This is a genomic window from Roseateles sp. PN1 (assembly GCF_038419725.1).
Classification (GTDB): Bacteria; Pseudomonadota; Gammaproteobacteria; order Burkholderiales; family Burkholderiaceae_C; genus Paucibacter_A.
This window is the reverse complement of record NZ_JBCARA010000001.1, coordinates 155405-181104: the sequence shown is the minus strand read 5'-3', so window position 1 is coordinate 181104 and position 25700 is coordinate 155405. Positions and strand designations below refer to the sequence as shown.

The following is a 25700-nucleotide window of genomic DNA, read 5'->3' as shown; positions in this document are numbered from 1 at the left end:
GGGCCGCCCGCAAGCAGGGGCGGCGAGTGCAATTATCCGTGTTTGGGCTGAAGACCTCAGGCGCCAGGGTCAAGCCGCTTGGCCCGGGCCAGGCGCCAGGCTTCATCGGGCAGGCCGGCGTAAACCTCTTCGGCCGTGGTGGAGGTTTCCTGCAGCTTGGTGTCGATGGCGATGCGCTTGTCGAACACGAAGAGTTCGCCCTCCCAGTCGCGCTCGGCGTCGGGCAGGGCTTTGAAATAGTTGACGATGCCGCCATCGAGTTGGTAGACGTCCAGGCCCTGCTCCTGCATCCAGGCGCTGGTCTTCTCGCAGCGGATGCCGCCGGTGCAATACATGGCGATGCGCTTGCCCTCGGCCTTCCATTCCTCAGCATGGCTGGCCACATAGGCCGGGAAGTCGCGGAAATGCGCCACTTCCGGGTCCACCGCGTTCTTGAAGCGGCCGAGCTTGAACTCGAAGCTATTGCGGTTGTCCAGCACCAGCACATCGGGCTGGGCGATCAGCTCGCGCCACTGCGCCGGCGGCACATGGGTATTGGCTTTGCTGGCATCCGGCAAACCGCTGACGCCCGGCACACCGAAGGCCACGATTTCGGGCTTGGTGTGCACTTTGATGAGGGTGAAAGGCTTGGTCGTGCAAGCGCTGTGCTTGAACCACATGCCGGTGAAGGCACCGTCGAAAACGGGATCTTGCTGCAAGGCCAGCTCGAACTTGGCCAGCGCCTGCGCCGGCCCGGCAATCGCCGCGCTGATGCCTTCGGGCGCGACCAGGATATTGCCGCCCAACTCAGTGCTGATCTCACGCAGGCGCTGCGCCACGCGCTCCGGCTCAGCCAGGGTGACAAAGCGGTAAAACGAGCTGTGGATATGGGAATCGGAAAGGTCTGACATGGGCGCTGGAGCAAGAAAGTTCTGGCCCAGCAAGAGCTGCCGAGCCAACGCCTATTTGACCATTCATTGCTGGGCCAGGCGCGGCGGGTTCGGACACCTTGCCCGCTTGGCGCCCCTTGCCGAGCCGGCCTCAGACCATCAAAGCTGGATCACTGAGCGCGGCGCCCAAGGCGGCCTGAGCCGGCAACAATGCCAACCCACCGCTCAGCGACCAAGCCTGCGTGTGGCCCAAACGCGCCAGCGCTTGCGCGGCCTGGCGGCTACGGTTGCCGCTGCGGCAGTACAGCAGCAGCGGACGCGGCGCGGCCAACCAATCCGGCAGGGCATTGAGCAGGCGCGACAGCGGCACGGCCTGGCGTGGGCCCAGGCCCGCCAGTTCGAGGTTATTGGTCAGGAACTGCTCATAGGGCTCGCGCACATCGATCAAAAGCGCATCGGGATATTTCGCAACAAACTCGGCCAGCTGGGCCGCCTCGAGTTGCAGGTCCGGCGTGGCGCTATCGGGCGCGGCGCGCTGCGCCAGCGTTTGCGCCAGTGTTTGTGCCGCGTCCTGCGCCGGCGCAAACAAAGCGTGGGCCGGCAGCTGCGCCAGCGCTTCAGCCGGCAGCTCCTCCACGCCCAGCGGCGTGAAGACGATGTGGGGTGCTTGGCCCTCACGGCTCAGCAGCAGGGCTTGTTGCGGGCGATCGCCTGGCGAGCCCAGGCGCACGCGGCTGAGTTGCTGGGCGCCGAGATCAATACTCGTCGCTGGCGCCGGCCAGCCCAGGGCGTCGATGTCTTGCACGCAATCCGCGCCCAAGCTTGGCAGCTCCTCCGCCAGCAATTGGCGCGCCTCGGCATGCAGGGCGTCGCCGCTGGTGCTGAGCACGGCCAGCAGCGGATAGCCCTGGCAAGCCAGCAATTGCGCCAGGCGTGGCACTTGTTCGGGCAAGGGGTCGATCAGCACGCAGCGCTTGGCGGCGGCATCGGCAATCAAATAGCAGCAAGCGCCTTCCAGCGTGAAGCGGGTGATGCCTTCGCCCTCCACCGCCAGGTTGTCCGCCGGGCTCATGCAGTTGCGGCGCAGCGATTCACCGCAGGCGCGGATGCGGGCGCAGGCTTCGTCGATGAAGGCCTTGTCCACCGCCGGGCCGATGGACAGGCGCACCGCGCCGGCCGCCTGCCAATCCGGCAAGCCCATGGCCTGCAGCACAAAGCTGGGCTGGGCCTTGGCGGCGCTGCAGGCCGAGCCGCCGCTGATGCGGCATTCGGCGGCGTCAAACAAGTCTTGCAGCAGGCGCGAGCTCAGGCCCGGCACGGCGAAATTGAGCGTGGTCGGCAGGCTTTGATCCAGCGGCACATTGAAGACCAGGCCGGGGAAGGCGTCCAGCAAGGCATCGGCCAAGCGCTGGCGATAGACGCTCAGCGTGGCGTGGTCACGGAAGGTCTGGCCATCGTGCAGCGCCGCCAGCACGGCGCCCAGAGCGGCAATGCCGGACATGTTTTCGGTGCCCGAGCGGCGGCTGCCCTCTTGCCCGCCGCCCGCCATCAGCGGGGTGAAGGGCGCGCCCTCACGTACATAGAGCAGGCCAATGCCCTTGGGCGCATACAGCTTGTGGCCGGAGAAGGGCGCGTAATCGATGCGCGTGCCGGCTAATTTCAGCGGCAGCTTGCCCAGGGCTTGCACGCCGTCCACCATCCAGAAACAGGGGCTGCTGCCCAGCGCGGCAGCAATGCCGGCCAGGTCGCTGATGACGCCGGTTTCGTTATTGGCGGCCATGGTGCAGACCAGGCCGGCGCGCGGCGCTTCGCGGCGCAGCCAGTCCAAATCGTGATGGCCCAGGCGGTCGACCGGAATAGCTAGGACCTGCAGGCCGAGGCCCAGCACATCGTTCCAATGCCGCAACGCCTCGGGCACGGCCTTGTGCTCGGTGGCGCCGTAGAGCAGCAGTTCAGCCTGAAGGTCACCGCCATCGCGGCGCTCACGCAAGGCGTGCAGGGCCGACAGCACGGCGGTTTGAATGCCCTCGGTGGCGCCGCTGACGAAGAGCAATTGGCCGCTGCCGGTGTCCAGCAGGGCTTTGGCCCGCTCACGCGTGGCGTCCATCATGGCGCGGGCCTTCAGGCCGGTGCTGTGGACGCTGCTGGGGTTGCCAAAGTCGTCCGCCATGGCCTGCATAGCGGCGCGTGCGGCTTGCGCCAACACCGGGGTGGTGGCATTGGCGTCGAGGTAGATTTCCATGCTGTCCATACGATTTGATTCTTAAGTGACTATCGTAACCACCCCCGCCAGAGCCCCCAGCGCCCACCTACAATCCCGCACCGCTTCAGCTCACCCGTCTTCACTGTGCCTAACGCCCGCATCAAAGTCCTGCCCCAATACCTGATGCCCAAGCAGGCACTGACCTGGATCGCCGGCAAATTCGCCTCGGCCCGACTGGGTGGCTTGACCACCAGTGTGATCCGCCGCTTCGTCGCCCGCTACGAGGTCAATATGGCCGAAGCGGCCAATCCCGATATCGCCAGCTACGCGAGCTTCAACGAATTCTTCACCCGCGCCCTCAAGCCCGGCGCCCGCCCGCTTGCGGCGGCCGAGTTGATCTGCCCGGTGGACGGCCGCATCAGCCAGTTCGGCCGCATCGAGGGCGAGCAGATTTTTCAGGCCAAGGGCCATCAATTCAGCACCACCGCCTTGGTGGGCGGTGACGCGGCGCTGGCCGCGCAGTTCCGCGACGGCCTGTTCGCCAACCTCTACCTCAGCCCACGCGACTATCACCGCATCCACATGCCTTGCGATGGCCGCCTGCTGCGCATGATCCATGTGCCGGGCGAGCTGTTCTCGGTCAACCCGGTCACGGCCGAGGGCGTGCCGGGCCTATTCGCGCGCAATGAGCGCGTGGTCTGCGTGTTCGAAGGGCCGCAAGGCCCTTGGATCATGGTGCTGGTGGGTGCCACCATCGTGGGCAGCATGGCCACCGTGTGGCATGGCGTGGTCAACCCGCCGCGCCCGGGCCATTTGCGGGACTGGCAATACGCCGATCAGAACATCGTGCTCAAACAGGGCGATGAGCTGGGCCGCTTCCTGCTGGGCTCCACCGTGGTGATGCTCTTCCCCAAGGGGCAGGGCGATGCCCTGGCCTTCAACCCGGCGTGGCAGCCGGCCGGGCCGGTGCGCCTGGGTGAGGTGATGGCGACAAGGTAAGCAGTTCCGAAGGCGGACGCTGACCCGCGCTGCGTCCCCGGCATTGCCCTTTGCCTAGGCCGCGCGCCCTGCCCAATCCGCCAGCAAAGCGCCCGCCTGCTCGGCTGACAAAGGCCGGCCGAGCAAATAGCCTTGCAGCTGGGTGCAGCCCAGTTGCTCGGCGGCGGCGGCCTGTTCTTCGGTTTCCACCCCTTCGGCCACGATGTCCAGGCTGAGCGCCTGACCCAGGGCGCAAGTCACCTTGACCACGGCGCTGGCGCCGGCCTCGGGCAGCGGGGCGATCATGCTGCGGTCCAGCTTCATCGCGCTGATGGGCAGATTGCGCAGCATGGTCAGCGAGGACTGGCCGGTGCCGAAGTCGTCTAGCGCGCACAAGACGCCGGCCGCGCGCAGCAGGCGCAGCTGCGGCATCACCTGATCCAGATGAGCGATGGCCGCCGTCTCGGTGATCTCGATTTCCAGGCAGGTGGCGGGCAGGCCACGGGCCTTGAGCTCGCCCAGCAGGCCGCTGGCAAAAGCGCCATCCTCGAACTGCAGCGGCGAGACATTGACGGCCAGGCTCAGCACCCGCCCATGCAAGTCCTGCCATTCACGCAGCTGGCGCATGGCCATATCGAGGATCAGGCCGCCCAGGGCATTGATCTGACCGGTGCGCTCTGCCGCGGGCACAAAGTCCGCCGGGCTGACCCGCCCCCAGTCGGGGCGCTGCCAGCGCACCAGGGCTTCAAAGCCGCAGAGCTTGCGTGAGTGCGACAAGAACTTGGGCTGGTACTCCAGCACAAATTGCTGCTCGGCGATGGCGCGGCCAAGCGCCTGTTCGGCCTCCAGGCGGGCGCGCGAATCGCCCTTCATGCTGGGCTCGAAAAACACAAAGGCCGTGCCGGCCCGCGCCTTGGCCCGGTGCATGGCCGCATCGGCGGCGCGTAGCAGATTGGCCCCGTCCAGGCCATCGCGCGGGAACAGCGCCACGCCCACCGACATGTGCACATACAACTCGGCACCCTCCACGGCGAAGGGGCTGTGCAGCAAATCCAGCAGCAGCTCGACTTGGCTCTGCACCGCCTGCGGCTCGGCCACACCTTCGAGCAGCACCAAAAACTGGTCTTCGCCCAGGCGCGCCAAGGTGGCTTCCACCGGCAACTCCAGACTCAGGCGCTTGGCCACCGCTCGCAGCAAGGCGTCACCCACCTCATGGCCCAGGTTTTCGTTGACCAGCTGGAAGCGGTCCAGGTCGGCCGAGATCAGGGCAAAGGGCGCGGAGCCGGTGCGGGTGAGCTGACGCAGGCGCTCGACGGCGAAGTTGCGGTTGGGCAAATCGGTCAACTCATCGTGCATGGCCTGGCGCAGCAAGGCGTCCACCGCACGCTGGCGCGAGCTGTCGTCGATCATCACCATCAGCTCGGCGGGTTGACCGTCCCACTGGATATGGCTGGACAAGCCGCGCACATAGATCTGCCGCCCGTCCATGGTCATGCGGCCGCCCTCCCATTCGATACGGGCCTTGGGGTCGGCCATCACCAGGCGGTTGCGTTCACGAATCGCCTCTTGTTGGTCTGGGGGCACCAAACGGGTCAAAAGATTGCGGCTGACCGCCAAGTCCGCGTCCGTCACACCGTAGATGCTCTTGGCCGCGGGGTTGCCATAGACCAGCTTGTGGTTCTGCACCACCAGCAGGCCTTGCAGGGAATGCTCGGCCAGCTGAGAAAAGCGCTCGGCCTGCTGGCGCGCTTCCTTGTGCGCGCGCGCCACCGACAAAAACATCAGCCCCAAGGACAAGGTGGTTTGCACAAACAGGCCCGCAATATGCGGCACGGCCGAGCGCCCCAGGGGGTCAAAAACTGGCGTCAAGATATGGGCAAACCCGGCCGTGACAAAGCACATGGCCACAAAACGTTCGCCCGAATTGCCTCCCCGGCCCAGCCACCAAGCGCATTGCCAAGCACCCACGGCCAGATAAATAGAGGCAGCCAGCACGGCGTAGCGGTGGTCCAATTCCGCCAAGCCCATCAGGCTGCCCATCAGCAGCAGGAAAATCGGCAACCAAACTTGGCGCCTCCAGCTGAGCCGGCGGTAAATCCGCGCACCGCCGGTACGCAAAGCCATGGAGCCCATCGCCAGGGCGGCGGCCGTGCCCACCAACAATTTGTGGCCGAAGCTGCCGTCCTGTTCCGGCAACAAACCCAGGCCCAAAGCCAGCGCGCCCGACAACAAAATCCAGCTCCAACCCCAGTAGCGCACATACAGATGCTGCGGCGCCTGACGCCACAGCATCAACAGAGCCAGCCCCAAAAGGGCATTCAGTCCGGCGCCAGTGAGGATCAGGGCGGTCATGAAACTCCAGAAGCATTGCAGCCTAGCCGGCAGAAGGTACGCAAGCCACAAGGACAGTGAAGAGGAAAGGTCAAAGCCATCCTAGCCGCTGGCACGGCAAGCTCCACATGATTCTTGCTGGCGCGCAGCCGGCTGAGCAAGTTGGCGCATCGCTTGGGCAACAATTTCGGGCAGCTCACATGCTGAGACAATGCGGGTAGACATGGCAGCAGCCCAGGCGCCACCCGCGCTGGCCGCCGCCCGCGTTTCCGATCTCAAGCACAGCATCCTGACCCACCATGACTCAACGCGTTCTGACCGGCATCACCACCACCGGCACCTTGCACCTCGGCAACTTCGTCGGCGCGATCCGCCCCGCCATTGCCGCTAGTCAGGAAATCGGCGTGGAGAGCTTTTTCTTCATGGCGGATTACCATGCCCTGATCAAATGCGATGAGCCGGAGCGGATTGCGCGTTCGCGCCTGGAAATCGCCGCCACCTGGTTGGCCGCCGGTCTGGACACCTCGCGGGTCACCTTCTACCGCCAGAGCGACATCCCCGAAATCCCTGAGCTGACCTGGCTGCTGACCTGCGTCACCTCCAAGGGTCAGATGAATCGGGCCCATGCCTACAAGGCCGCCACCGATGCGAACACCGCTGCCGGCGAGGACGTGGATGCCGGCATCACCATGGGCCTCTACAGCTACCCCATCCTGATGGCGGCAGACATCCTGATCTTCAACGCCCACCGCGTGCCGGTCGGGCGCGATCAGGTTCAGCACATCGAGATGGCGCGTGATGTGGCCCAGCGCTTCAACCACCAGTTCGGCGGCGGCCAGGACTTCTTCGTGCTGCCCGAGGCGAATGTGGAGGACGATGTGGCCCTGCTGCCCGGCCTGGACGGCCGCAAGATGAGCAAGAGCTACGACAACAGCATTCCGCTGTTCGAAGGCGGCGCCAAGGCGCTGAAGGAAGCGATTGCGCGCATCGTCACCGACTCCAAGCTGCCCGGTGAGCCCAAGGACCCCGAGGGCCAGGCCTTGGTCACCATTTACGACGCCTTCGCCACGCCGCAGCAGCGCGCCGACTTCCGCGCCGCCTTGCGCGCTGGCCTGGCCTGGGGCGAGGCCAAACACCAGCTGTTCGAATTGATCGAAGCACAGATTGGCCCGATGCGTGCCCGCTATGCCGAGCTGATGGCTCACCCAGAGCGCCTCGAAGCCATTCTGCAAGAAGGTGCCGCCAAGGCGCGCCGCCTGGCCGGCCCCTTGCTGGCGCGTGCCCGCGAGGCCGTGGGCCTACGCAGCTTTGTGGCCAGCGCTGCCGCCCCGCAAGCGGGCCACGCCAAGGCGGCCAAGCCGGCGCTGCCCGTCTTCAAGCAATACCGCGAGGCCGACGGCCAGTTCTACTTCAAGCTCAACGCCGTCGACGGCACGCTGCTGCTGCAAAGCCAGGGCTTTGCCGAAGGCCGTGCCGCCGGGCAATGGGTGGCCCGCCTCAAGCGCGAAGGCGCCGCAGCCCTGGCCGAGTTGCCCCAGCAAGCGGACTTGGCCGCCGACCCGGCCGTGCTGAATGCCGCCTTGAGCGCGCTGCAGCAGGCCGAAGCCGGCTGATCGGCCCGGATCGCCCCGACCCGGCCGCGCTACCTCCCCTGCCCCTGCCCAGCAAACGGGCCAGGGGCGGTTCCCCGACACCTTAAGACCGCCTGTACTGCGCGCTAGCGCAGGCGCAGCCCTTGGCGAGTGGGCGCAAACAGCACGATTGTTCGAGCCGCGGCTCTAATCGACGCCTTCTCCCGGATTACCCGCTAATCTCAATCGCCCGAACGCGCTAGATTGCGTGACATAAAAGACAGGAGACAAACACAATGCCTACCCTTGCCGCCGATAGCTTGGCCTTGCAACGCTTCTATCACTGGGAAAAAACCGATCCGACACGTGTGGTGCTAACGCAGCCCATGGGCGGCGGCCAGGTCAAGGAATTCACCTGGGCCGAGGTGGGTGAGCAAACCCGCCGCATGGCCGCCCACTTGCAGGCGATGGGCCGCGCACAAGGCTGGGAGCCCGGCGCCAAAGTGGCCATCCTGTCAAAGAACTGCGCCTGGTGGCTGATGAGTGATCTGGCCATCTGGATGGCGGGTTATGTCTCGGTGCCGCTCTACCCGACCCTGGCCCACGAGACCATTCGCCAGATCCTGACCCACAGCGAGGCGCGTGCCTGCTTCATCGGCAAGCTCGATGGCTGGGACGGCATGAAGGCCGGCGTGCCTGAAGGCTTGCCCTGCATCAGCTACCCGCTGTCGCCGCCTGAAGCCATCAAAGCCTACGAAGGCTGGGACGCCATCTGCGCCCGCAACACCCCCATCCAGGGCCAGCCCCTACGCCAGGCCGATGAGCTGGCTACGCTGATTTACACCTCGGGCACCACCGGCGCGCCCAAGGGCGTGATGCACAGCTTCGGCGCCTTTGCCTGGGCGATGGGCGCGGCGCGTGAACGCATCGATATCGGCGCACAAGACCGCATGCTGAGCTATCTGCCCTTGGCCCACGTCGTTGAGCGCGTGCTGGTCGAGCATGGCTGGCTGCACTTTGGCTTCTCGGTGTTTTTCGCCGAAAGCCTGGAGAGCTTTGCCGCTGACTTGCAGCGCGCCCGGCCCACCATCTTCTTCTCGGTGCCGCGCCTGTGGGTGAAGTTCCAGCAAGGTGTGCAAGCCAAGATGCCGGAGAAAAAGCTGGCGCTCCTGCTGTCGCTACCCATCATCGGTGGCCTGGTGCGCAAGAAGATCATGAAGGCCTTGGGCCTGGATCAGTGCCGCATCGCCGCTGGTGGCGCCGCACCCATGCCGGTGGCTCTGCTGAACTGGTACCGCCGCCTGGGCCTGCCCATCAACGAGGGCTATGGCATGACCGAGAACCTGGCGGTCTCGCACATCACCATCCCCGGGCGCGACCAGACCGGCAGCGTGGGCCCCGCCTACAAGGGTGTGGAATGCCGCATCGACCCCGCCAATGGCGAGTTGCAGATGCGCAGCCCGGCTCTGTTGCTGGGCTATTACAAAGAGCCCAAGCTCAGCGCCGAGGTCATGACCGAGGACGGCTGGTTCCGCACTGGTGACAAGGCCAAGATTGATGAGCATGGCTGCGCGCACATTACCGGCCGGGTCAAAGACTTGTTCAAGACCAGCAAGGGCAAGTATGTGGCGCCCGCGCCGATCGAAGACAGCCTGGGCGCCTACCCCGGCGTGGAGGCCTGCGTGGTCACCGGCGCCAATCTGGGCCAGCCGGTCGGCATCGTGATGCTCTCGCCCACCGTGGCCAGCGCCAGCGCGGCCGACCGCAGCGCCATCAGCGAAGGCCTGAGCGCCCACCTGGCCGCCGTCAATGCCAAGCTCGACCCGCATGAGCAACTCGACTGCGTGACCGTGATCACCACGCCCTGGACGGTGGACAACGGTTTCATCACCCCGACCTTCAAGGTCAAGCGCAACCATATCGAAGAGGTCTACGGGCCCAAGCTCGAAGGCTGGGCCTCGCAGCGCAAGCCGGTGGTCTTCGGCGACTGATCGGCGCGGCAACGGGCTTGCTGCCGGCGCCGGGCCACAATGGCCCGGTCGTCGTCAGCCCGAGCCCGCCTCATGAGCCCTGTTCCAACCCGGTCAGCCCCAGCGATCCAAGCGCCCGTCAATCTGGCCTTGCAGGGCGGCGGCTCGCACGGCGCCTTCACCTGGGGCGTGCTGGACGCCTTGCTGGAAGATGGCCGCATCAGCTTCGAAGGCATCAGCGGCACCAGCGCCGGCGCCATGAATGCAGTGGCCATGGCCCATGGTTTTGCCCAGGCGCAAGCCAAGGCAAAACCTGACCCCCGCGAGGCCGCGCGGGAAGCGCTGAAAAGTTTCTGGGATGGCATCGTGCGCATGGGCGCGCTGGGCAATGCCCTGACGGCCGCGGAGCGCGCGCCGTTTTCCCTGCTCTTCGGCCCCTGCGGCAGCGAGTACTCACCCGCCGCCAGCTGGATGAATGCGATGAGCACCTTCTGGTCCAGCACCCTCTCGCCCTACCAGAGCAATCCGCTGGACATCAACCCGCTGCGCCACTTTGTGGCCGGGCAGATCGACTTCGACGCTCTGGCGCACGCCAGCCAAGCCGGCACCGCGCCCAAGGTTTTCGTGGTGGCCACCGAGGTGCGCAGCGGCAAGGCCGAAGTGTTCTCGGGCAAGCGCCTGACGCTGGACGCGGTGATGGCCTCGGCCTGCCTGCCCACCTTGTTTCGGGCTGTTGAAATCGATGGCCTGCATTACTGGGACGGCGGCTACTGCGGCAACCCCGCTATTCACCCGCTGATCTACCAATGCCAGGGGCGCGACATCGTGCTGGTGCAGATCAACCCGATCCGGCGTGACGAGCTGCCCACCCACAGCGCGCAAATCATGGACCGGATCAACGAAGTCACCTTCAACGCCGGCCTGGTGGCCGAAATGCGCGCCATCGACTTCGTCAAACGCCTGCTGGCCGAAGGCAAGCTGGACCCGGCGCATTACAAAGACGTGCTGATGCACCGGATCGACGGCGGCGCTGAATTGGATGCCTTTGGCGCCAGCAGCAAGACCTCCACCGACGCCACCCTGATCCAAGGCCTACACGGTTTGGGCCGCAGCCATGCCAAAGCCTGGCTGGCCCAGCACAGCGAAGACTTGGGCCAACGCAGCAGCATCAATATCAAGCGCGACTATCTGGACGATTTGCGCATGCCCGTGCACGGCGACTGAGGCCCGAAGTCGGGGACATCAGGGACAAGTCACGTATTCGTCACCCATGCCCGGGCCTACCCACGCAGAATGATTTGGCCAGCACGGCGGGCTGTACTGCACTGCGCCCGCCGAGGACCTGGATCACATCAATAGCCTGGGAGAACACGCCATGTCAGACCTGTGGAACAAAGTCAAAGAAGCCGCTCACGACGCCGGTGAGGCAATTGCCGAAGCCAGCAAGCAAGTGGCCGAGAAGGCCGAAGTGCTGGGCGACAAGGCATCGGCCGCCGCCAGCAGCGCCTGGGACGCCACCAAGGAAGCCACCCACGAGGCGGTGACCAGCGCCAGCGAATTGGCGCACAAGGCCAGCGAGAAGGCCGCCGAGGTGGCCACCGAAGTAGCCGACAGAACAGCGGAAGCTGCCAACCATGCGGCGGACAAGACTTCGGAATTGGCCAAGCAAGCGGCTGATAAGGCCACCGAACTGGCCAAACAGGCCGCAGACAAAAGCGCCGAGTTGAGCGCCCAGGCCGTGGCTGCGATCAAGTCAGGCTCTGATGCCGCAGCCCCTGACAAGAAAGACCAGCCCTGAACCGCACTCACCCAGACAAGAAAAAGCCGCCCGGCGCAAACCGGGCGGCTTTTTTTCAGGGAGATCGCCGGATCTCAGTGTGGCCAGCAGCTCTCATCGTGACCATGCGAGTCGCTCAGCCCACGCGCGCCGGGCATGGGCGCGGCAGCCGTGCTCGGGGCCGGTAGGCCGCGTGGGTCGAGCGCACGGTTGGTCAGGTCCAGCAGCTCATCGGCTTGGGCCTTCACCGTTCGGTCGCCCGCACCTGCCCTGGCGGCGAACAGGGTCTTGAGCGTCTTCAGCTCGGCGCGGATGGATGCCTTGGCGTCATCGGTGCCGGCGCCGCCGGCCGCCACCAGGCGCTCCCCCAGCTGCTCAACATAGGCGCGCTGCAGATTGCGGCGTGCTGCCGTGATCTTGCTGCCGCCGAGTTGCAGCTCGCCGAAGATGCCGGCGCGCAAGTCCGCTAACAACTCATCTACGCGGTAGGCCTGGCCATCGACGGCGGCCGTTTCCTGTGCCTGCAAGCGTGCCAGGCGGCTGCGGTCCAGCAGGCTGCGCAGGGCATTGCGCTGCTGGTTCAGCAGCAGATTGCCGGGCTCTTGCGGACGCACCCGCTCGACGATGGCTGGCTCAAACAACCAGCTCGGCGTCTTGAACAATTGCTCATTCAAGAAAGCCACGGCCTGCGCCTGCTTGGCCTTGGTTGCGGGCGCGTAGACCGCGCCGGCTTGCCCGCCATGCTTGTTGTGGTAGTTGTAGCCGCCGACGATGGCCGCCACATGGCCCAGCTCACGCCCCCACTGCGACCAGGTGGCGCGATAGAGGTCCTCCAGCGTCTTGTCGTCTTGGCCGGCCTTGAGCGTCATGCCGGGCAGCATCTTGACGATGCGTTGCAGGTTCTTGATGCCCAGCGTCGTAGCGTAAACCGCATCCGCGTCACCCACGGCCTCGGTGGTGTCGCCATATTCACCCTCGCCCTTCGGTGAGGTGAAACGCAGCCAGGGCTTGCTGTCTTGAGCGCGAATCCAGCTGTCCAGCACCGGCTTTTCGGCGGCGGCTGTCTTGGCTTCGGGGATGGGGGTGTAGCCCCACTGGGTGGCGAAGATGTCGTAGGGGCCGATCTTGGGGATCAGCAGGGCCGGGTCGATCTTGTCTTCCGGTTGCACCAGATAGTTGATGCGGCTGTAGTCCATCAAGGTGGGCACATGGCCCATTTCCTTGAGCCACTTGGCATCACGCAGCTTGTCCACCGGGTAGAGCGAGCTGGCCTTCATATTGTGCGGAAAGCCGAGCGAGTGGCCGACCTCATGCGTCACCACATAGCCGACCAGTTCGCCCATCAAATCGTCCGGCAGCGGCAGCGATTGCGCACGCTTGTCCACCGCGCCCGCCTGCGTCACGTACCAGTCGCGCTGCAACTGCATGATGTTGTGATACATCACGATATTGGCGTTGAGGATCTCACCGCTGCGTGGATCGCTGAGGTGCGGGCCATAGGCATTGGGGATTGGCGAGGGCACCCAGCGGATGATGCTGTAGCGCACATCGGCGGGGTCGAACTCGGGATCTTCTTCCTTGCTCGGGAAGGGCCGCGCCTGCACCGCGTTCTTGAAGCCGGCCGCCTCGAAAGCCACATTCCAGGCCTCGATGCCGCGCTTCACAAAGGGCACCAGATTGGTCGGCGTGCTCTTGTCGATGTACCAAACGATGGGCTTGACGGGCTCGCTCAGCGCGGCCGTCGGGTCCTTCTTCTCCAGGCGCCAGCGGGTGATCAGGCGTTCGCGCTTGCTTTCGTGTGCATCGCTGCCGTAGTCCACCTTGGCGATGCTGAAAAAGCCCACCCGATCGTCCATCACCCGCGCCTGCATGGGCTTTTCGGGCAGTTGCACGATGTTGTAGGCCACGCTGACGCTGGCGCTCTTGGGCGGCACCGGCGGCAGCACAAAGCCCGGCGGCAAGCCCGGCGGCAGCACCGGCGGTGTATTGATCAAGCCATAGGTTTGCACCGCATCCACACGCAAGCTGGTGGGGAAGGCGCGGCTGGTTTCAACATAGCTGCGCGAGGCGTCCAGGCCCGAGCCTTTGAGGATGCCGCGTGCCGAGAAATCACCCACCTCGGCGCTGAAAAGACGTGAAACCTCGATCACCGGCGCGCCGTTCTTGCCAAAGGCTTCGATCGGGAAGCTCATCAAGACCGTGTCGCGCTGCGCCGCTTCCACCGCGCTGGCGATGGGCCGGGCCGGGTCGGCCACTGCCGCATGCGAGACGGTCTGGAAGTAAAGCTTGTTGCCCTGCTGCACAAAACGCACCACATCTTCGTTGAGCGCCTTGCCCACATGGTCCACCCCGGTGGGCACAGCGGTGGCCGTGGCCACCATCAGCAAGGGCTTGTCCAGCAAGGACTTGGGAATTTCAAAGTACAGCTTGCCCTTGACGTTATGCACATTGAACAGGCCGGACTGCGATTTGGCATCCGCGGTGATGACTTTGTCGAAGGGCTTGGGCTCCTGTTCCGGCGCTGCGGCCGGGGGGCGCGCACCGGGGGCGGCCGCGCTGGCGGCAGCACCTGCGGGCGCGGGCGCTTCTTGGGCCTGGCTGCTCAGCGCAGCCAACATCAGCCCAGCCAAGGCAATGGCGCTCAGGGCCGGCGCTTGGCGCTTGGGGTGTGTCTTCAAAGTCATGGATGTCCTCAGTTTCTCCGGTGCCCGAATTCTGAACCCGGCGCGCAGCAATCACTAAAGTCATCTCGCTAGGGTTGACCCGGAGCCAAGCCGCCCGCCCCCTAGAGCTAGGGTCAGCGTGCCCTGAATGGCCACCGGCTTCTCGATCAGAATGCAGCACAAATCAAGGGGGGCCACGATGCCAGAACGTTCGACACAACACTTTTCAATCCTCGCCACAGCGTTGCTGACCGGACTGCTGCTCAGCACTTCGGGTGCCAGCCGGGCGGCAGATGCTGGCGACACCAGCGGCGTTCACCTGGGGCTATCGGCGGGCAGCGCCAATGGCTCGGCCGATCTGTACAAACGGGACGGCAGCCACCCATCCCTGGGTGTCGCTCTGGGCTATCGCATCAACCAGACGCTTTCGGTTGAGTTGTTTGCACGCGGCTTGAATTTTGCGCTGTTTAGCTACCTGCTGGAAAACAACCCGCCCTATTACCCCGACAGCCACATCGGCGCGGCCCTGCTGGGCGAGCTGCCCCTGAGCGAGAGCTTCAGCCTCTACGGCCGGCTTGGCGCCGGCAGCACCAAGATGGTCAACGATCAAGTGAAGAACCCGGCCTACCGGATCACCGACTACTCCGTCGGCGCCGGCCTGAGCTATGCCTTCGGCCATGGCTGGAGCAGCAAGCTGGAGATCTTGCGGCTGACCCGCAGCGAGGTGAATGTGGCCTCGCTGGGCCTGGAATACCGGTTCTAAACCCGCAGGGCTTGCTCGGCCACCGTCAGGGGCGCAAGTCCGGTGCCGGCGTTGTCGGCACGCCTTGTGCCAGCGCGGCCTCGTGCTGGATGCGCAATGCCCGCTGAAAGGCGGGCCGCGCTTGCAGGCGGGCCCAGTAGGCCGCCACGGCCGGACCGAACTGGTCTGCTAGGCCCAGATGCTGGGCCAGCAGCAGGGCATAGCCCACCGCCACATCGGCGGCGGTGAAGCGGCCGGCGCATAAGAATTCTTGCCCCTGCAGGCCGGCCTCCACGGCGCGCAAGCGGGCCAGGAACCAGCGCTGATAGTCCTCCGCCACTTGGGGCTGGCGGCGCTCGGGCGCTTCGAAATAGCGGTAACGCAGCAGCAGGGTTTGCGGGAAGGTCAGCGTGGCGTCGCTCATATGCAGCCAGTTGAGGTAACTGGCAAACGCAGCGTCATCCACCGCAACGTCCAAGCCGCCAGGGCTGTGGCGGGCGGCCAGGTATTGGCAGATCGCCGCTGACTCGCTCAGCCGTGCGCTGCCGTCCACCAGCAGCGGCACGGTGCCCAGCGGGTTGTGCTGCAAGAACTCACGTGCCAAGGCGCGCGGCGGGAAGGGCAGCATCTGCAGCTGGTAAGGCAGGCCCAGCTCTTCCAGCAGCCACATGGGGCGCAGGGAGCGGGCACTGACGCAGTGGTAGAGCGTGATCATGGCGCGGGTTGTTTGCGGCAATAGAGTTGCAGAGATCGGCCTGTTGCTACGCCAGGGCGCGACGGGTCTTGGCTGAGCCGGGCCCCGAGTATTGCTCAGGCCGCACCCGCTTGGGCGCAGCCGGCGCGCCTATGATCAAGGTCAATCTGGAGATTGCCGCCCGTGTTTGGTACCCAAGACCTGAGCCTATTCATCATTTCCGGCCTGTTGCTCAATATCGCGCCGGGGCCTGATTCGCTGCTGATCATGACGCGCAGCGCCACCCAGGGCTGGCGCGCCGGTTCTGCTGCGGCTTTTGGCATCGGCGCGGGCACTTGTGTGCATGTGCTGGCGGCAGCGCTGGGCTTGTCGGCCTTGCTGGCGGCGTCGAGCTGGGCGTTCACGGCGGTCAAGGCGGCGGGCGCGGCCTATCTGCTCTACCTGGGCCTGAGCATGCTGCTGAGCCGAAGCAAGGTACCAGCACACGAGCAACAAGCATCGGCAGAAACCACAGCAAGCGTGCCGAGCTACCGCAAGATCTTTGCCCAAGGCTTTCTGACCAATGTGCTGAACCCCAAGGTGGCCTTGTTCTTCCTGGCCTTTGTGCCGCAGTTCATCGCGCCGCAGGCGCAGAACAAGGCGCTGGCTTTCATCCTCTTGGGCGCGATTTTCAATTTCAACAGCATGTTGTGGTGCAACGGCCTGGCCTTGTTCACCGACCTGGCCAGCCGCCGCGTTCGGGTGAGCCAGACGCTCAGCCTGTGGCTGAACCGGGCCATCGGCGCCTTGTTCTTGTCTTTCGGCCTCAAATTGGCCTTGGCGGAGCATTGATGCGCGCGCGCATGCTGTGGGGCGCAACGCTGCTGAGCTTGAGCCTGCTGCTGGGCGCCAGCATCGCCAGCCCCTGGTGGCACGTGCAGCAAATGCGCCAGGCGGCGCAGGCACGCGATGCGGCGGCCTTGAGCGAATACGTTGACTGGGAGCAATTGCGCGCCAACCTCAAGTTCGGCGTGCAGCGCCGCTTGGCTCATCAGAGCGTGAACGCGCGCGGCGAACCGACCAAGGCCGCCAGCCTGGGCGCGGCCGTGGCAGCGGCCCTGCTGGGGCCCTTGGTGGACCAGTTGATCACCCCGCAAAGCCTTGCGCGCATCCTGCAAGGCCAGCCGCCCGAAACCGCAGTGATACCGGCACTGGAGCTGGGTAAGCCCAGCCAGGCGGCGGGTCAGCCCGAGATCCGTATGGCCTATGCCGGCCTGAACCGCTTTGTCTGCAGCATCCAATCAGCCGGCCATGGGGAGGAGCCCATTCATCTGGTGCTGCACCGCCAGGGCTTGCTGAGCTGGAAGCTGGCCGAGCTGAGCTTGCCGGGCTAAACCTCCATGCGCTGCGGCGCCAGGTATTGCTGGCGATAGGCTTCGAAGTCCAGCACATCGGCCGCCTCGATGCGGGCCTGCTCGGCCAGTGAGGCCGCCGCCCGCGCCTCGAAGCGGGCCGCCATCTCGGCGCTATAGGGCATGGCCAGCAAGGTCTGGCGGGTCTGCTCGGACTGTTCGCGCAAAAAGGCCACGTAGGAGTTGTCGAACTCCTGCTGCATGCTGGCCAGCAGGCGCGCCGAAGGGGTGGACTCGGGATTCGCCAGCGTGGTTTGAGCCGCAGCCAAGGCCTGGGTATAGGCTTCGCCGCCATGGGCCGCGTCCAGCGCTTGCGCCATGGGCAGGCACTGCGCCAGCAACTCGGAGCCCCAATCTTGCAAGGACCGCGTGCCGGCCGCGCCACCCACCATTTGCAGGCGCAGCTGAGGGTCGCGGCCGTGGCTGGCCACCAGATGCTGGTTGTGCGCCAGGGCGCGAATTTCCTCGGGCGTGTCGGGCGGGCTGGGCTGGGTCAGGCAGTGCAGCAAGAAGACGTCGAGGAAGCGCACCGTTTGCGCCGCGATGCCCACCGGCACAAAGGGATCGAGGTCCATGCAGCGCACTTCCACATATTCCACGCCGCGTTCGCGCAGGGCATGCAGAGGCCGCTCGCCGGGCTGGATCACGCGCTTGGGGCGGATGGTGCCGTAGAACTCGTTTTCGATCTGCAGCAAGCTGGTGCTGAGCTGGTTGTAGTCGCCGCCCGGGTTTTGCACACCGATGGCTTCATAGGCCGGGTAGGGCCGGGTCAGCGCGTCTTGCAAAGAGGCGCCATAACTTTCCAGGCTGTTGTAGCTGACCGCCAGCGAGCTTTGCGCATCGCTCTGGTAACCCAGGCGGCCCATGCGCAAGCTGGTGCCGTAAGGCATGTGCAGCGAACCCGCGCCGATGGGCTGCAGCTCATGCTGGCGCCCGGCCACAAAGCTGGAGCACAAAGCCGGCGAGGCGCCGAACAGATAAAGCAGCAAGAAGGAATGGCGGCGAAAATTGCGGATCAGGCCGAAGTACTGCTCGCTGCTCACGCCCGGCAGCGACCAGTTGTAATGGATGCCCGAGATGGTCTGCATGCGGCGCCCGTAGCGCTGGCCCAGGCCCATGCGGTAGACGCTCTTGCTGCGGCCGATATTGGATTTGCCGTAGCGGCCGAGCGGAATCGTCTCGTCGGTGGGCAGGCCGCAGGGCATGGAGCCGACCCACAGGCGCTCCGCCGTGGGCTGCTTGCCCAGGGTTTGGTAGACCGCCTGATGCACTTCGGTCAGTTCTTGCAGGCAGCTCTCGACCCCGGCATGCACGCCGGTGATCAATTCCAGCTGCGACTCGCTGAAGTCTGTGGTGATGTGGGGATGCGTCAGTGCCGAGCCCAGGGGCAGGGGGTGGGGCGTCAGCGCCAGCATGCCGCTGGGCAGGACGCGCAGGCTTTCCTTCTCGATGCCACGGCGGATGCCCAGCAACTCGGTGCTCGTGATGGCGCTCAGGCGCTTGTTGTCGTTATCGCTCATGCTCTCGAGCCTCCATTGCCAAATTCAGCGCGCACGGTAACAGAGCGCGGCAACGCCGTCTTGACACAGGGCACTGCAAAACATGCTATGCCGCCTGGGTGACAGGCAGCGCGACGATCTTGCGCCACACTGGGCTTCAGCGCAGCCAGCGCCAAAGGACACAGGATGAACTTCGATTACAGCCCCAAGGTACAGGAGATGCAAGCGCGTCTGCTGGCCTTCTTCGACGCCCACATCTACCCCAATGAGCGGCGCTTTCTGGAGGAGGTGGAAGCCAACCGCCGCGCCGGCGACGCCTGGGTGCCCACCCGCTTGATCGAAGAATTGAAACCCCTGGCCCGCCAGGCCGGCTTGTGGAACCTGTTCCTGCCCAAATCGACGCGGGCGCCCGAAGGTTTGTCGAACCTGGAATACGCGCCTTTGTGCGAGATCATGGGCCGTGTCAGCTGGGCCGCCGAGGTGTTCAATTGCTCGGCGCCCGACACCGGCAATATGGAAACCATCGAGCGCTACGGCACCGAAGCCCACAAAACACAGTGGCTGGAGCCGCTGCTGCGCGGCGAGATGCGCTCGGCCTTCTTGATGACCGAGCCAGCCGTGGCCTCCAGCGACGCCACCAATATCGAATGCCGCATCGAGCGCGATGGCGATGACTACGTCATCAACGGCACCAAATGGTGGTCCTCCGGCGCCGGCGACCCGCGCTGCGCCATCTATGTGGTGATGGGCAAAACCAACCCCGAAGCAGGGCGGCATGAGCAGCAATCCATGGTGCTGGTGCCCGCCAACACGCCCGGCATCACGGTCGTGAGGCCGCTCAGCGTTTACGGCTATGACGATGCGCCGCACGGCCATATGGAAGTGCAGCTGAAGAACGTGCGCGTGCCGGTCAGCAATATCTTGCTGGGTGAAGGGCGCGGCTTCGAGATCGCCCAAGGACGGCTGGGCCCCGGGCGCATCCACCACTGCATGCGCTCCATCGGCGCGGCCGAGCGGGCGCTGGAACTGATGTGCCAGCGCGCCATCTCGCGCACCGCTTTCGGCAAGACGATTGCCCAGCAAACCGTGACGCAAGAGCGCATCGCCGAATCACGCTGCATGATCGAGCAAGCCCGCTTGCTGACCCTCAAGGCCGCCTACATGATGGACACGGTGGGCAATAAGGTCGCCAAGGCCGAGATCGCCATGATCAAGATCGTGGCGCCGAATATGGCGCTACAGGTGATCGATTGGGCGGTTCAGGTGTTCGGCGCCATGGGTGTCAGCGGCGACACCCCGCTGGCCCTGATGTGGGCCCATCAACGCACCCTGCGCCTGGCCGATGGCCCGGACGAGGTGCACCGCAACTCCCTGGCCAAGCTGGAGCTCTCGCGCCACATGAAGCTGCCGGGTGGCGAGGTGCAAATGCCCATCACCCGCGGCAGCTAAGCCAAGGCGCTGCGAGACGCAAGAGGGTGTTGCGAACAGCTGACCTAGCGTCATCACCCTCATTGGGGGGAGCGTGACGAAATAGGGGGAGGCTCTAGACTAGGCGGCAATGAATCGCCTGTTTTTCCCCCTTCAACTGCGCTCCTGGCTGGGCTTGACCGCCCTGGCAGGCCTTAGCCTGCAGGGCGTGCTCTTGTTTTTGATCTGGCCGGCGGGCGTGTTGCCCTCGGCCTTGATGGCGCTGGTCCTGCTGCTGAGCCTGCTCTGCGTGGTTTTGACGGTGCAGGAAATGCGCCGCCTGCGCAAGCGCGGCAAAGACCTGCGCCGCACCCTGGACGAAGCGCTGGAGGCCTTGCCCGCCAGTGTGGAGATCTTCGACCGCAATGACCGCTTGATGGCCTACAACCGCAAGCTGCACGAGATCTATCCGCATATGCAAGACGCCTTCCGGCGCGGCGCCAGCTTCGAGACGCTGGTGCGCGCTTCGCTAGCCCAGGGCCGCATTCCGGCCGCCTTCGGGCGCGAGCAAGAATGGCTGGCCGAGCGCCTGCAGGCCCGCAAGCTGCCGCGCGAGCCGCTGCTGCAGAAGATTCACAACGACCGCTGGCTGCGCATCTACGAGCGCCATATGCCCTCGGGTGGCGTGGTCGGGGTGCGCATGGACGTGACCGATCTGATCCAGGAGCAACAGCGACTGGAAGCCAGCCAAGCCCATTTGCAGGCCTTTGTGCGAGCCACCCCCAACGGCGTGCTGACCCTGGACACCGCCGGCCACGTGCTGGAGCTGAACCCGGCTTGCGAGCGCCTGTTCGGCTACTCGGCCGAGGAAATGCAGGGCAGCCACATCAATCTGCTCTTCGGCCGCGAGTTGCTGCGGCCCGGGCGCGCCTTGGCCGACACCCTGGGCGAGCCCATGGAGGTCAATGCCCAGCACCGCCATGGTGAGGCCATGACCTTGCAGCTGAGCATGGCCGAGGTGCACACCGAAACCACCCACCGCTTCGTCTGCATCCTCACCGACCTGAGCGAGCGCAAGCGCCAGGAACTGGCCCTGCAAGAAGCCAACGCGCAGCTGGCGAGGCAGTCCACCACCGACGGCCTGACCGGCATCGGCAACCGGCGCCTGTTTGACCAATCCCTGCAACAGGAATGGCAGCGCAGCGCCCGGCACGCGCAAAGCCTGGCCTGCCTGATGGTGGACATCGACCACTTCAAGCAATTCAACGACCACTACGGCCATGTGGCCGGTGACGACTGCCTGCGCCGTGTGGCCGCGCTCTTGCGCGCCTGTGCCGGGCGCAGCGGTGAATCGGTCTGCCGCTACGGCGGCGAAGAATTCGTCATCCTGCTGGCCGGCTGTGACCTGGCTCAGGCCCAGCTGGTGGCGCAACGCTGCCTGGACAGCCTGCGCCTAGCGGCCATCGAGCATGCCGCCTCGCCCCTGCGCAAGCCGCTCAGCCTGAGCATAGGCGTGGCCGCCTGTGTGCCCCATGCCGACCTGGCCGCGCAGAGCCTGATCGAGCAGGCCGACGCCGCCCTGTACCGCGCCAAACAAGCCGGCCGGGCACGCATGGCCGTACAAACCCAAGCCGCAGCCTGAGCTTGAGCCGGATAATCGGGGCATGAGCAATGCCACCGACATCATCCGCCGCCACATCCGCACCGTGCCTGACTGGCCGGCCCCGGGCGTGCAGTTCCGCGACATCACGCCGCTGCTGTCCAACCCGCGCGTGTTCCGGGTTTTGATCGATGTCTTCGTGCATCGATATTTCGACGTCAAGCCCACGGCCATTGCCGGGCTGGACGCGCGCGGCTTCATCATCGGTTCGGTGCTGGCCTACGAGCTCAATATCGGCTTCATCCCGATCCGCAAAAAAGGCAAGCTGCCTTTCACCACGGTAGAAGAAAGCTACGCGCTCGAATACGGCAACGCCACGGTGGAGATCCACACCGACGCAGTGCACCCCGGCGACCGCATCGTGCTGATTGACGACCTGGTTGCCACCGGCGGCACCATGCTGGCCGGCGCCCGCCTGCTGCAACGCCTGGGCGCCGAAGTGGTGGAAGCCGCCGCCATCGTCGACCTGCCCGAGCTGGGCGGCTCCGCCAAGATCAAAGCGGCCGGGCTGCCGCTGTTCACCATGGTGGACTTTGAGGGGACTTGAGTCCTTGCGTGACAGACCGCTCGTGCGAGCGTAGCGAGGGAGTAGCTCTGTCACCAACTGATTGAGTGCGTTCTTGCGTGACAGTCCGCTCGAGCGAGCGTAGCGAGCGAGTAGTTCTGAGGCTGCACAGCCACGCCGGAAGGCTTGGCTCGGCTGCCGAAGGACTTGCCGCGATACCAGCGGCAAGGCTGTCACCAACTGATTGAGCGGGTTCTTGCGTGACAGTCCGCTCGTGCGAGCCTAGCGAGCGCGTCACCCCACTGACTTGCGCCACCAGAACGGCGACAATAGCGCCATGGCCAAACCAATTCCCCGCCTCTCCGCCGACCAAGTCAAGCGCATCGTTGCCACCGCCTGGGAGGATGTGCCGCCCTATAACAAGGTGTTGATGGAGCATGGCCTGGGCCCGGGCGAGCTGGTGCAGTTGATGAAGCGCCAGCTGACCTCGAGCGCCTACAAACTCTGGCAGGCCAATGGCAAGGGCGTGAAGGCGCCGACCAAGAAGCCGGTCTGGCCTTACGGCAAGTAAGTCAGCAAGCCCTGCTGAGCCCGCGCGGCAAAGAGTTGAGATGAGCAAATCCATCAAGCATCTCTTGCTGGCGCTGGCCATTCTCCTGGCGCTCTACGCTGGCGCCTCGGTGCTGGCCACCCTCTCACAGCTGGCCAATGCGGCCGACCGCATTTACCCGGGCGCCGGCCAATACCTGTTCTGGGCCTTGACGGCCCTTTTTGCCGGCCTTGCCGCCACACCTTGCCTGCTCTATCTGCGCCTGCCCAAGCCGCTGATACCACCGGCTGACCGCAACGAGCCTGCGTTCGGCCACTATCAGACCGAGTTGCTGGTCGCGCTGCGCTGCAACCCGCTGCTGGCCGGCAGCCCGCTCAACACCCCCGACGATTTGCCCGCCGCCCTGAGCCTGCTCAACGCCAAGGCCGATGAAGAAGCGCTGCAAGCCGCCAGCGCCACCTTCGTCAGCACCGCGCTGATGCAAAACGGCCGGCTTGATGGCCTGCTGGTTTTGCTCAATCAGCTGCGCCTGGTGTATCGGCTGATGGCGGTCTATCACGTGCGGCCCTCGCCGCGCCAAGCGCTGTATGTCTACGGCAATGTCGGGGCGGCGATTCTGATCGCCACCAGCATCGAGGACATCGATTTCTCCGAGCTCGCCTCACCCATGATCAGCGCCGCCGCGCCCGGCCTGGCGGCCAATCTGCCGGGCTTGGGTGGCATCTCTCGCCTGCTGACCAATAGCCTGGCCAATGGCGCAGCCAATGCCTTTTTGACCCTGCGGGTGGCCATGCTGACCAAGCAGTACTGCGCCGCCCTGGTTCAGCCCGAGCTGGAAGCCACCCGCCGCAGCGCCTCGGTGGCCGCGCTGGCGCTGCTGGGTGTGGTGACGCGCGACTGCGGTGTGCGGGTGGCCAAGAGCGTTTTCAAAGCCACCGGTGCCGTGTTCACCGATGCAGCCAGCGCCACCGGCCAGGGCGTCAAAGACGCCACTCAAAGCGTGCTGGGCGCCACCGCCCAGATGGGCAGCAAAGTCGGCCGTGCGCTGGCTTCATCAGCCGATAGCGCCAAGCAGCTGGGCCTGAAGGCGGTGCGCTTGGGGCGCAAGGCGGAGCCTGGGGGGCAGGTTGCGCTGGAGTTGGGGGATGAGGGGAAGGACAGCTAAGGTACTTTGCTTGGCGGCTCTGGGCAGGTTCGGGCCCAAGCTTAATCAGCTGAGCTGCCTCGCAGGTCCAACCCCATGTCTTTATTTGCCTATACAGAACTTGCTGAATATCTCCCCCAGCAAGTCGTCCACCGAGAAGGCCCCGGTGATTTCGCCCAGGGCGTCGTGGGAGAGGCGCAGTTCCTCGGCCAGCAAGTCAAGCGCCGGGGGCTGCTGGGTGGAGACGGCCACCGCCAGGGCCAGATGCTCGCGGGTGCGCTTGAGGGCCTGCACATGGCGCTCGCGGGCGATGAACAGGCCTTCCGGCGTGGCGTGCCAACCGGCGTGCTGGAGCAGGCTTTGGCGCAATTCGTCTAAGCCGGCGCCGGTCTTAGCGGAGAGCTTCAGGGCATCCTCAGGCAAGACCTGACCCTGAGGCGTGAGCACCGTGTCGGCCTTGTTGAACACTTGCAGAATGCGCGCCGGGTCCACACCGCCCAAGCGGGCGCGGATCTCGGCATCTTCGGCTTCGTAGTCGGCATCGCCAACGCGACTGAGGTCATGCAAGAACAACACCACATCGGCCTCGGCAATCGCATCCCAGCTGCGCGCCACGCCGATGCGTTCCACTTCGTCGGTGGCATCACGCAGGCCGGCGGTATCACTGATGTGCAGAGGCACACCTTCGATCTGAATCGTCTGGCTGACCTTATCGCGCGTGGTGCCGGGGATGGCGGTGACGATGGCCAGCTCGGCCCCCGCCAAGGCGTTGAGCAGCGAGCTTTTGCCCACATTCGGCTGGCCGGCCAGCACCACCTTGATGCCCTCGCGCAGCAGCGCCCCTTGGCGGGTGCGATCAAGCACCGCTTCCAGGCGGGCACGCAAGCGGTCCAGCCGACCGAGTGCATCGGCTTGCTGCAGAAAATCGATCTCTTCTTCGGGGAAATCCAGCGTGGCCTCAACCAGCATGCGCAGCTTGATCAAGGCATCGCGCAACTCGCCCACCTCGCTGGACAGCGCGCCGGCCAGGGCGCGGCTGGCACTGCGGGCGGCCGCTTCGGTGCTGGCGTCGATCAGGTCGCTGACGGCCTCGGCCTGCGCCAAATCCAGCTTGCCGTTCAGGAAGGCGCGCTGGGTGAATTCACCCGGCTCGGCCAGGCGCATGCGCAAATCCAGCGCTTGGCCCACTTCCATGCAACGCGCCAGCAGCAACTGCAAAACCACCGGGCCGCCGTGCGCTTGCAACTCCAGCACATGCTCGCCGGTGTAGGAGTGCGGGGCCGGGAAGTGCAGGGCCAGGCCCTGGTCAATGGCCTCGCCGTTGGCGGCACGAAAAGGCAGATAGCTGGCCTCGCGTGCTTTCAAGGCCCGGCCGCACAAGGCTTGCACGAAGAGGGTCAGGTCTTGCGCAGACGAAACGCGCACGATGCCGACGGCACCCCGCCCGGGAGCGGTGGCGATGGCGACGATGGGGTCTTGATGGCGGGAGAGCATGGGGGGATTTTCCGCCATTGTGGAAAGCGAGCCCCAAAACAAAACTCGCTGAGCCTGCGAGGTGCAGAGTCAGCGAGCAAGAAGATGGCGCGGGGGAGGCAGAGGCACAGCGCTCGCATGAGCCTGGGCCGGGTGCCGTTCACGAACCTGCCAAACCTTGTATGGTTCAGATCGGTCGCGATATTCTTCCCCGCATGACTTGATTTAAGTCGAGTTCGCTCAAACAAAAAAGCCCCCCAAGCGGGGGTAGTG

20 protein-coding genes are annotated in these 25700 nt (G+C 65.3%); 13 read left to right on the top strand and 7 right to left on the bottom strand.

Annotated elements, in window-relative coordinates:
• Nucleotides 1-56: 56 nt before the first annotated feature.
• The gene (trhO, locus tag AABB87_RS00650) at nucleotides 57-890 is read right to left on the bottom strand and encodes an oxygen-dependent tRNA uridine(34) hydroxylase TrhO (RefSeq protein ID WP_341969171.1); all 834 of its coding nucleotides are present in this window, start codon (nucleotides 888-890) and stop codon (nucleotides 57-59) included.
• Between the two features lie 130 nt (nucleotides 891-1020).
• Nucleotides 1021-3120 carry an aminotransferase class V-fold PLP-dependent enzyme gene (locus tag AABB87_RS00645; RefSeq protein ID WP_341969170.1) on the bottom strand — a complete coding sequence of 700 codons (2100 nt, stop codon included), beginning with the start codon at nucleotides 3118-3120 and terminating at the stop codon, nucleotides 1021-1023.
• A gap of 135 nt (nucleotides 3121-3255) precedes the next feature.
• Between AABB87_RS00645 and asd the strand changes: the two genes are divergently transcribed.
• Nucleotides 3256-4071, top strand: coding sequence for an archaetidylserine decarboxylase (gene asd / locus AABB87_RS00640; protein WP_341969668.1), 816 nt, complete (start codon nucleotides 3256-3258; stop codon nucleotides 4069-4071).
• Nucleotides 4072-4125: 54 nt separating this feature from the next.
• On the opposite strand, the gene AABB87_RS00635 is transcribed toward asd, so the two are convergent.
• Complete coding sequence (locus tag AABB87_RS00635) at nucleotides 4126-6402, bottom strand: putative bifunctional diguanylate cyclase/phosphodiesterase (RefSeq protein WP_341969169.1); 2277 nt, start codon at nucleotides 6400-6402, stop codon at nucleotides 4126-4128.
• A gap of 278 nt (nucleotides 6403-6680) precedes the next feature.
• On the opposite strand from AABB87_RS00635, the gene AABB87_RS00630 reads away from it, so the two are divergent.
• The 4 genes from AABB87_RS00630 (at nucleotide 6681) to AABB87_RS00615 (ending at nucleotide 11720) form a co-directional block, all read left to right on the top strand.
• Nucleotides 6681-7994 (top strand): tryptophan--tRNA ligase, encoded by a 1314-nt coding sequence (locus AABB87_RS00630; RefSeq protein WP_341969167.1) that lies wholly within the window; start codon nucleotides 6681-6683, stop codon nucleotides 7992-7994.
• 254 nt (nucleotides 7995-8248) lie between these two features.
• Complete coding sequence (locus tag AABB87_RS00625) at nucleotides 8249-9943, top strand: AMP-binding protein (protein WP_341969166.1); 1695 nt, start codon at nucleotides 8249-8251, stop codon at nucleotides 9941-9943.
• 72 nt (nucleotides 9944-10015) lie between these two features.
• On the top strand, nucleotides 10016-11146 hold the full coding sequence (locus AABB87_RS00620) for a patatin-like phospholipase family protein (protein ID WP_341969165.1): 1131 nt from the start codon (nucleotides 10016-10018) through the stop codon (nucleotides 11144-11146).
• Between the two features lie 151 nt (nucleotides 11147-11297).
• On the top strand, nucleotides 11298-11720 hold the full coding sequence (locus AABB87_RS00615) for a hypothetical protein (protein ID WP_341969163.1): 423 nt from the start codon (nucleotides 11298-11300) through the stop codon (nucleotides 11718-11720).
• Between the two features lie 74 nt (nucleotides 11721-11794).
• Here AABB87_RS00615 and AABB87_RS00610 read toward each other — a convergent pair whose 3' ends face one another.
• Nucleotides 11795-14383: a zinc-dependent metalloprotease gene (locus AABB87_RS00610; protein ID WP_341969162.1), complete on the bottom strand. Its 2589-nt coding sequence runs from the start codon at nucleotides 14381-14383 to the stop codon at nucleotides 11795-11797.
• 178 nt (nucleotides 14384-14561) lie between these two features.
• On the opposite strand from AABB87_RS00610, the gene AABB87_RS00605 reads away from it, so the two are divergent.
• Entirely contained in the window at nucleotides 14562-15125 is a 564-nt protein-coding gene (locus AABB87_RS00605) for an outer membrane beta-barrel protein (protein ID WP_341969160.1), read from the top strand.
• 25 nt (nucleotides 15126-15150) lie between these two features.
• On the opposite strand, the gene AABB87_RS00600 is transcribed toward AABB87_RS00605, so the two are convergent.
• Nucleotides 15151-15819, bottom strand: coding sequence for a glutathione S-transferase family protein (locus AABB87_RS00600; protein ID WP_341969159.1), 669 nt, complete (start codon nucleotides 15817-15819; stop codon nucleotides 15151-15153).
• Between the two features lie 162 nt (nucleotides 15820-15981).
• Between AABB87_RS00600 and AABB87_RS00595 the strand changes: the two genes are divergently transcribed.
• On the top strand, nucleotides 15982-16629 hold the full coding sequence (locus AABB87_RS00595; RefSeq protein WP_341969157.1) for a LysE family translocator: 648 nt from the start codon (nucleotides 15982-15984) through the stop codon (nucleotides 16627-16629).
• Nucleotides 16629-17171, top strand: coding sequence for a DUF2939 domain-containing protein (locus AABB87_RS00590; RefSeq protein ID WP_341969156.1), 543 nt, complete (start codon nucleotides 16629-16631; stop codon nucleotides 17169-17171). The genes AABB87_RS00595 and AABB87_RS00590 overlap by 1 nt, the downstream gene beginning before the upstream one ends.
• On the opposite strand, the gene gshA is transcribed toward AABB87_RS00590, so the two are convergent.
• Nucleotides 17168-18709, bottom strand: coding sequence for a glutamate--cysteine ligase (gshA, locus tag AABB87_RS00585; protein ID WP_341969155.1), 1542 nt, complete (start codon nucleotides 18707-18709; stop codon nucleotides 17168-17170). The two genes, AABB87_RS00590 and gshA, sit on opposite strands and share 4 nt — an antisense overlap.
• Before the next feature lie 165 nt (nucleotides 18710-18874).
• Between gshA and AABB87_RS00580 the strand changes: the two genes are divergently transcribed.
• The 5 genes from AABB87_RS00580 to AABB87_RS00560 all read left to right on the top strand — a co-directional run bounded on the left by AABB87_RS00580 (nucleotide 18875) and on the right by AABB87_RS00560 (nucleotide 23975).
• Nucleotides 18875-20137 carry an acyl-CoA dehydrogenase family protein gene (locus tag AABB87_RS00580; RefSeq protein ID WP_341969154.1) on the top strand — a complete coding sequence of 421 codons (1263 nt, stop codon included), beginning with the start codon at nucleotides 18875-18877 and terminating at the stop codon, nucleotides 20135-20137.
• Between the two features lie 109 nt (nucleotides 20138-20246).
• The gene (locus AABB87_RS00575; RefSeq protein ID WP_341969152.1) at nucleotides 20247-21737 is read left to right on the top strand and encodes a sensor domain-containing diguanylate cyclase; all 1491 of its coding nucleotides are present in this window, start codon (nucleotides 20247-20249) and stop codon (nucleotides 21735-21737) included.
• Between the two features lie 22 nt (nucleotides 21738-21759).
• Nucleotides 21760-22302 carry an adenine phosphoribosyltransferase gene (locus tag AABB87_RS00570; RefSeq protein ID WP_058721281.1) on the top strand — a complete coding sequence of 181 codons (543 nt, stop codon included), beginning with the start codon at nucleotides 21760-21762 and terminating at the stop codon, nucleotides 22300-22302.
• A gap of 295 nt (nucleotides 22303-22597) precedes the next feature.
• Complete coding sequence (locus AABB87_RS00565; protein ID WP_156422097.1) at nucleotides 22598-22831, top strand: DUF2805 domain-containing protein; 234 nt, start codon at nucleotides 22598-22600, stop codon at nucleotides 22829-22831.
• Between the two features lie 40 nt (nucleotides 22832-22871).
• Complete coding sequence (locus AABB87_RS00560; protein ID WP_341969148.1) at nucleotides 22872-23975, top strand: hypothetical protein; 1104 nt, start codon at nucleotides 22872-22874, stop codon at nucleotides 23973-23975.
• A gap of 81 nt (nucleotides 23976-24056) precedes the next feature.
• Here the strand turns inward: AABB87_RS00560 and mnmE are convergent, their stop codons facing one another.
• Nucleotides 24057-25448 carry a tRNA uridine-5-carboxymethylaminomethyl(34) synthesis GTPase MnmE gene (gene mnmE, locus AABB87_RS00555; RefSeq protein ID WP_341969147.1) on the bottom strand — a complete coding sequence of 464 codons (1392 nt, stop codon included), beginning with the start codon at nucleotides 25446-25448 and terminating at the stop codon, nucleotides 24057-24059.
• Nucleotides 25449-25700: the final 252 nt, after the last annotated feature.

What these genes read in the sequence shown, in the direction of transcription:
- trhO (WP_341969171.1), bottom strand. Translation starts at nt 890, where the DNA reads ATGTCAGACCTTTCCGATTCCCATATCCACAGCTCGTTTTACCGCTTT.
- AABB87_RS00645 (WP_341969170.1), bottom strand. Translation starts at nt 3,120, where the DNA reads ATGGACAGCATGGAAATCTACCTCGACGCCAATGCCACCACCCCGGTG.
- asd (WP_341969668.1), top strand. Translation starts at nt 3,256, where the DNA reads ATGCCCAAGCAGGCACTGACCTGGATCGCCGGCAAATTCGCCTCGGCC.
- AABB87_RS00635 (WP_341969169.1), bottom strand. Translation starts at nt 6,402, where the DNA reads ATGACCGCCCTGATCCTCACTGGCGCCGGACTGAATGCCCTTTTGGGG.
- AABB87_RS00630 (WP_341969167.1), top strand. Translation starts at nt 6,681, where the DNA reads ATGACTCAACGCGTTCTGACCGGCATCACCACCACCGGCACCTTGCAC.
- AABB87_RS00625 (WP_341969166.1), top strand. Translation starts at nt 8,249, where the DNA reads ATGCCTACCCTTGCCGCCGATAGCTTGGCCTTGCAACGCTTCTATCAC.
- AABB87_RS00620 (WP_341969165.1), top strand. Translation starts at nt 10,016, where the DNA reads ATGAGCCCTGTTCCAACCCGGTCAGCCCCAGCGATCCAAGCGCCCGTC.
- AABB87_RS00615 (WP_341969163.1), top strand. Translation starts at nt 11,298, where the DNA reads ATGTCAGACCTGTGGAACAAAGTCAAAGAAGCCGCTCACGACGCCGGT.
- AABB87_RS00610 (WP_341969162.1), bottom strand. Translation starts at nt 14,383, where the DNA reads ATGACTTTGAAGACACACCCCAAGCGCCAAGCGCCGGCCCTGAGCGCC.
- AABB87_RS00605 (WP_341969160.1), top strand. Translation starts at nt 14,562, where the DNA reads ATGCCAGAACGTTCGACACAACACTTTTCAATCCTCGCCACAGCGTTG.
- AABB87_RS00600 (WP_341969159.1), bottom strand. Translation starts at nt 15,819, where the DNA reads ATGATCACGCTCTACCACTGCGTCAGTGCCCGCTCCCTGCGCCCCATG.
- AABB87_RS00590 (WP_341969156.1), top strand. Translation starts at nt 16,629, where the DNA reads ATGCGCGCGCGCATGCTGTGGGGCGCAACGCTGCTGAGCTTGAGCCTG.
- gshA (WP_341969155.1), bottom strand. Translation starts at nt 18,709, where the DNA reads ATGAGCGATAACGACAACAAGCGCCTGAGCGCCATCACGAGCACCGAG.
- AABB87_RS00580 (WP_341969154.1), top strand. Translation starts at nt 18,875, where the DNA reads ATGAACTTCGATTACAGCCCCAAGGTACAGGAGATGCAAGCGCGTCTG.
- AABB87_RS00575 (WP_341969152.1), top strand. Translation starts at nt 20,247, where the DNA reads ATGAATCGCCTGTTTTTCCCCCTTCAACTGCGCTCCTGGCTGGGCTTG.
- AABB87_RS00570 (WP_058721281.1), top strand. Translation starts at nt 21,760, where the DNA reads ATGAGCAATGCCACCGACATCATCCGCCGCCACATCCGCACCGTGCCT.
- AABB87_RS00565 (WP_156422097.1), top strand. Translation starts at nt 22,598, where the DNA reads ATGGCCAAACCAATTCCCCGCCTCTCCGCCGACCAAGTCAAGCGCATC.
- AABB87_RS00560 (WP_341969148.1), top strand. Translation starts at nt 22,872, where the DNA reads ATGAGCAAATCCATCAAGCATCTCTTGCTGGCGCTGGCCATTCTCCTG.
- mnmE (WP_341969147.1), bottom strand. Translation starts at nt 25,448, where the DNA reads ATGCTCTCCCGCCATCAAGACCCCATCGTCGCCATCGCCACCGCTCCC.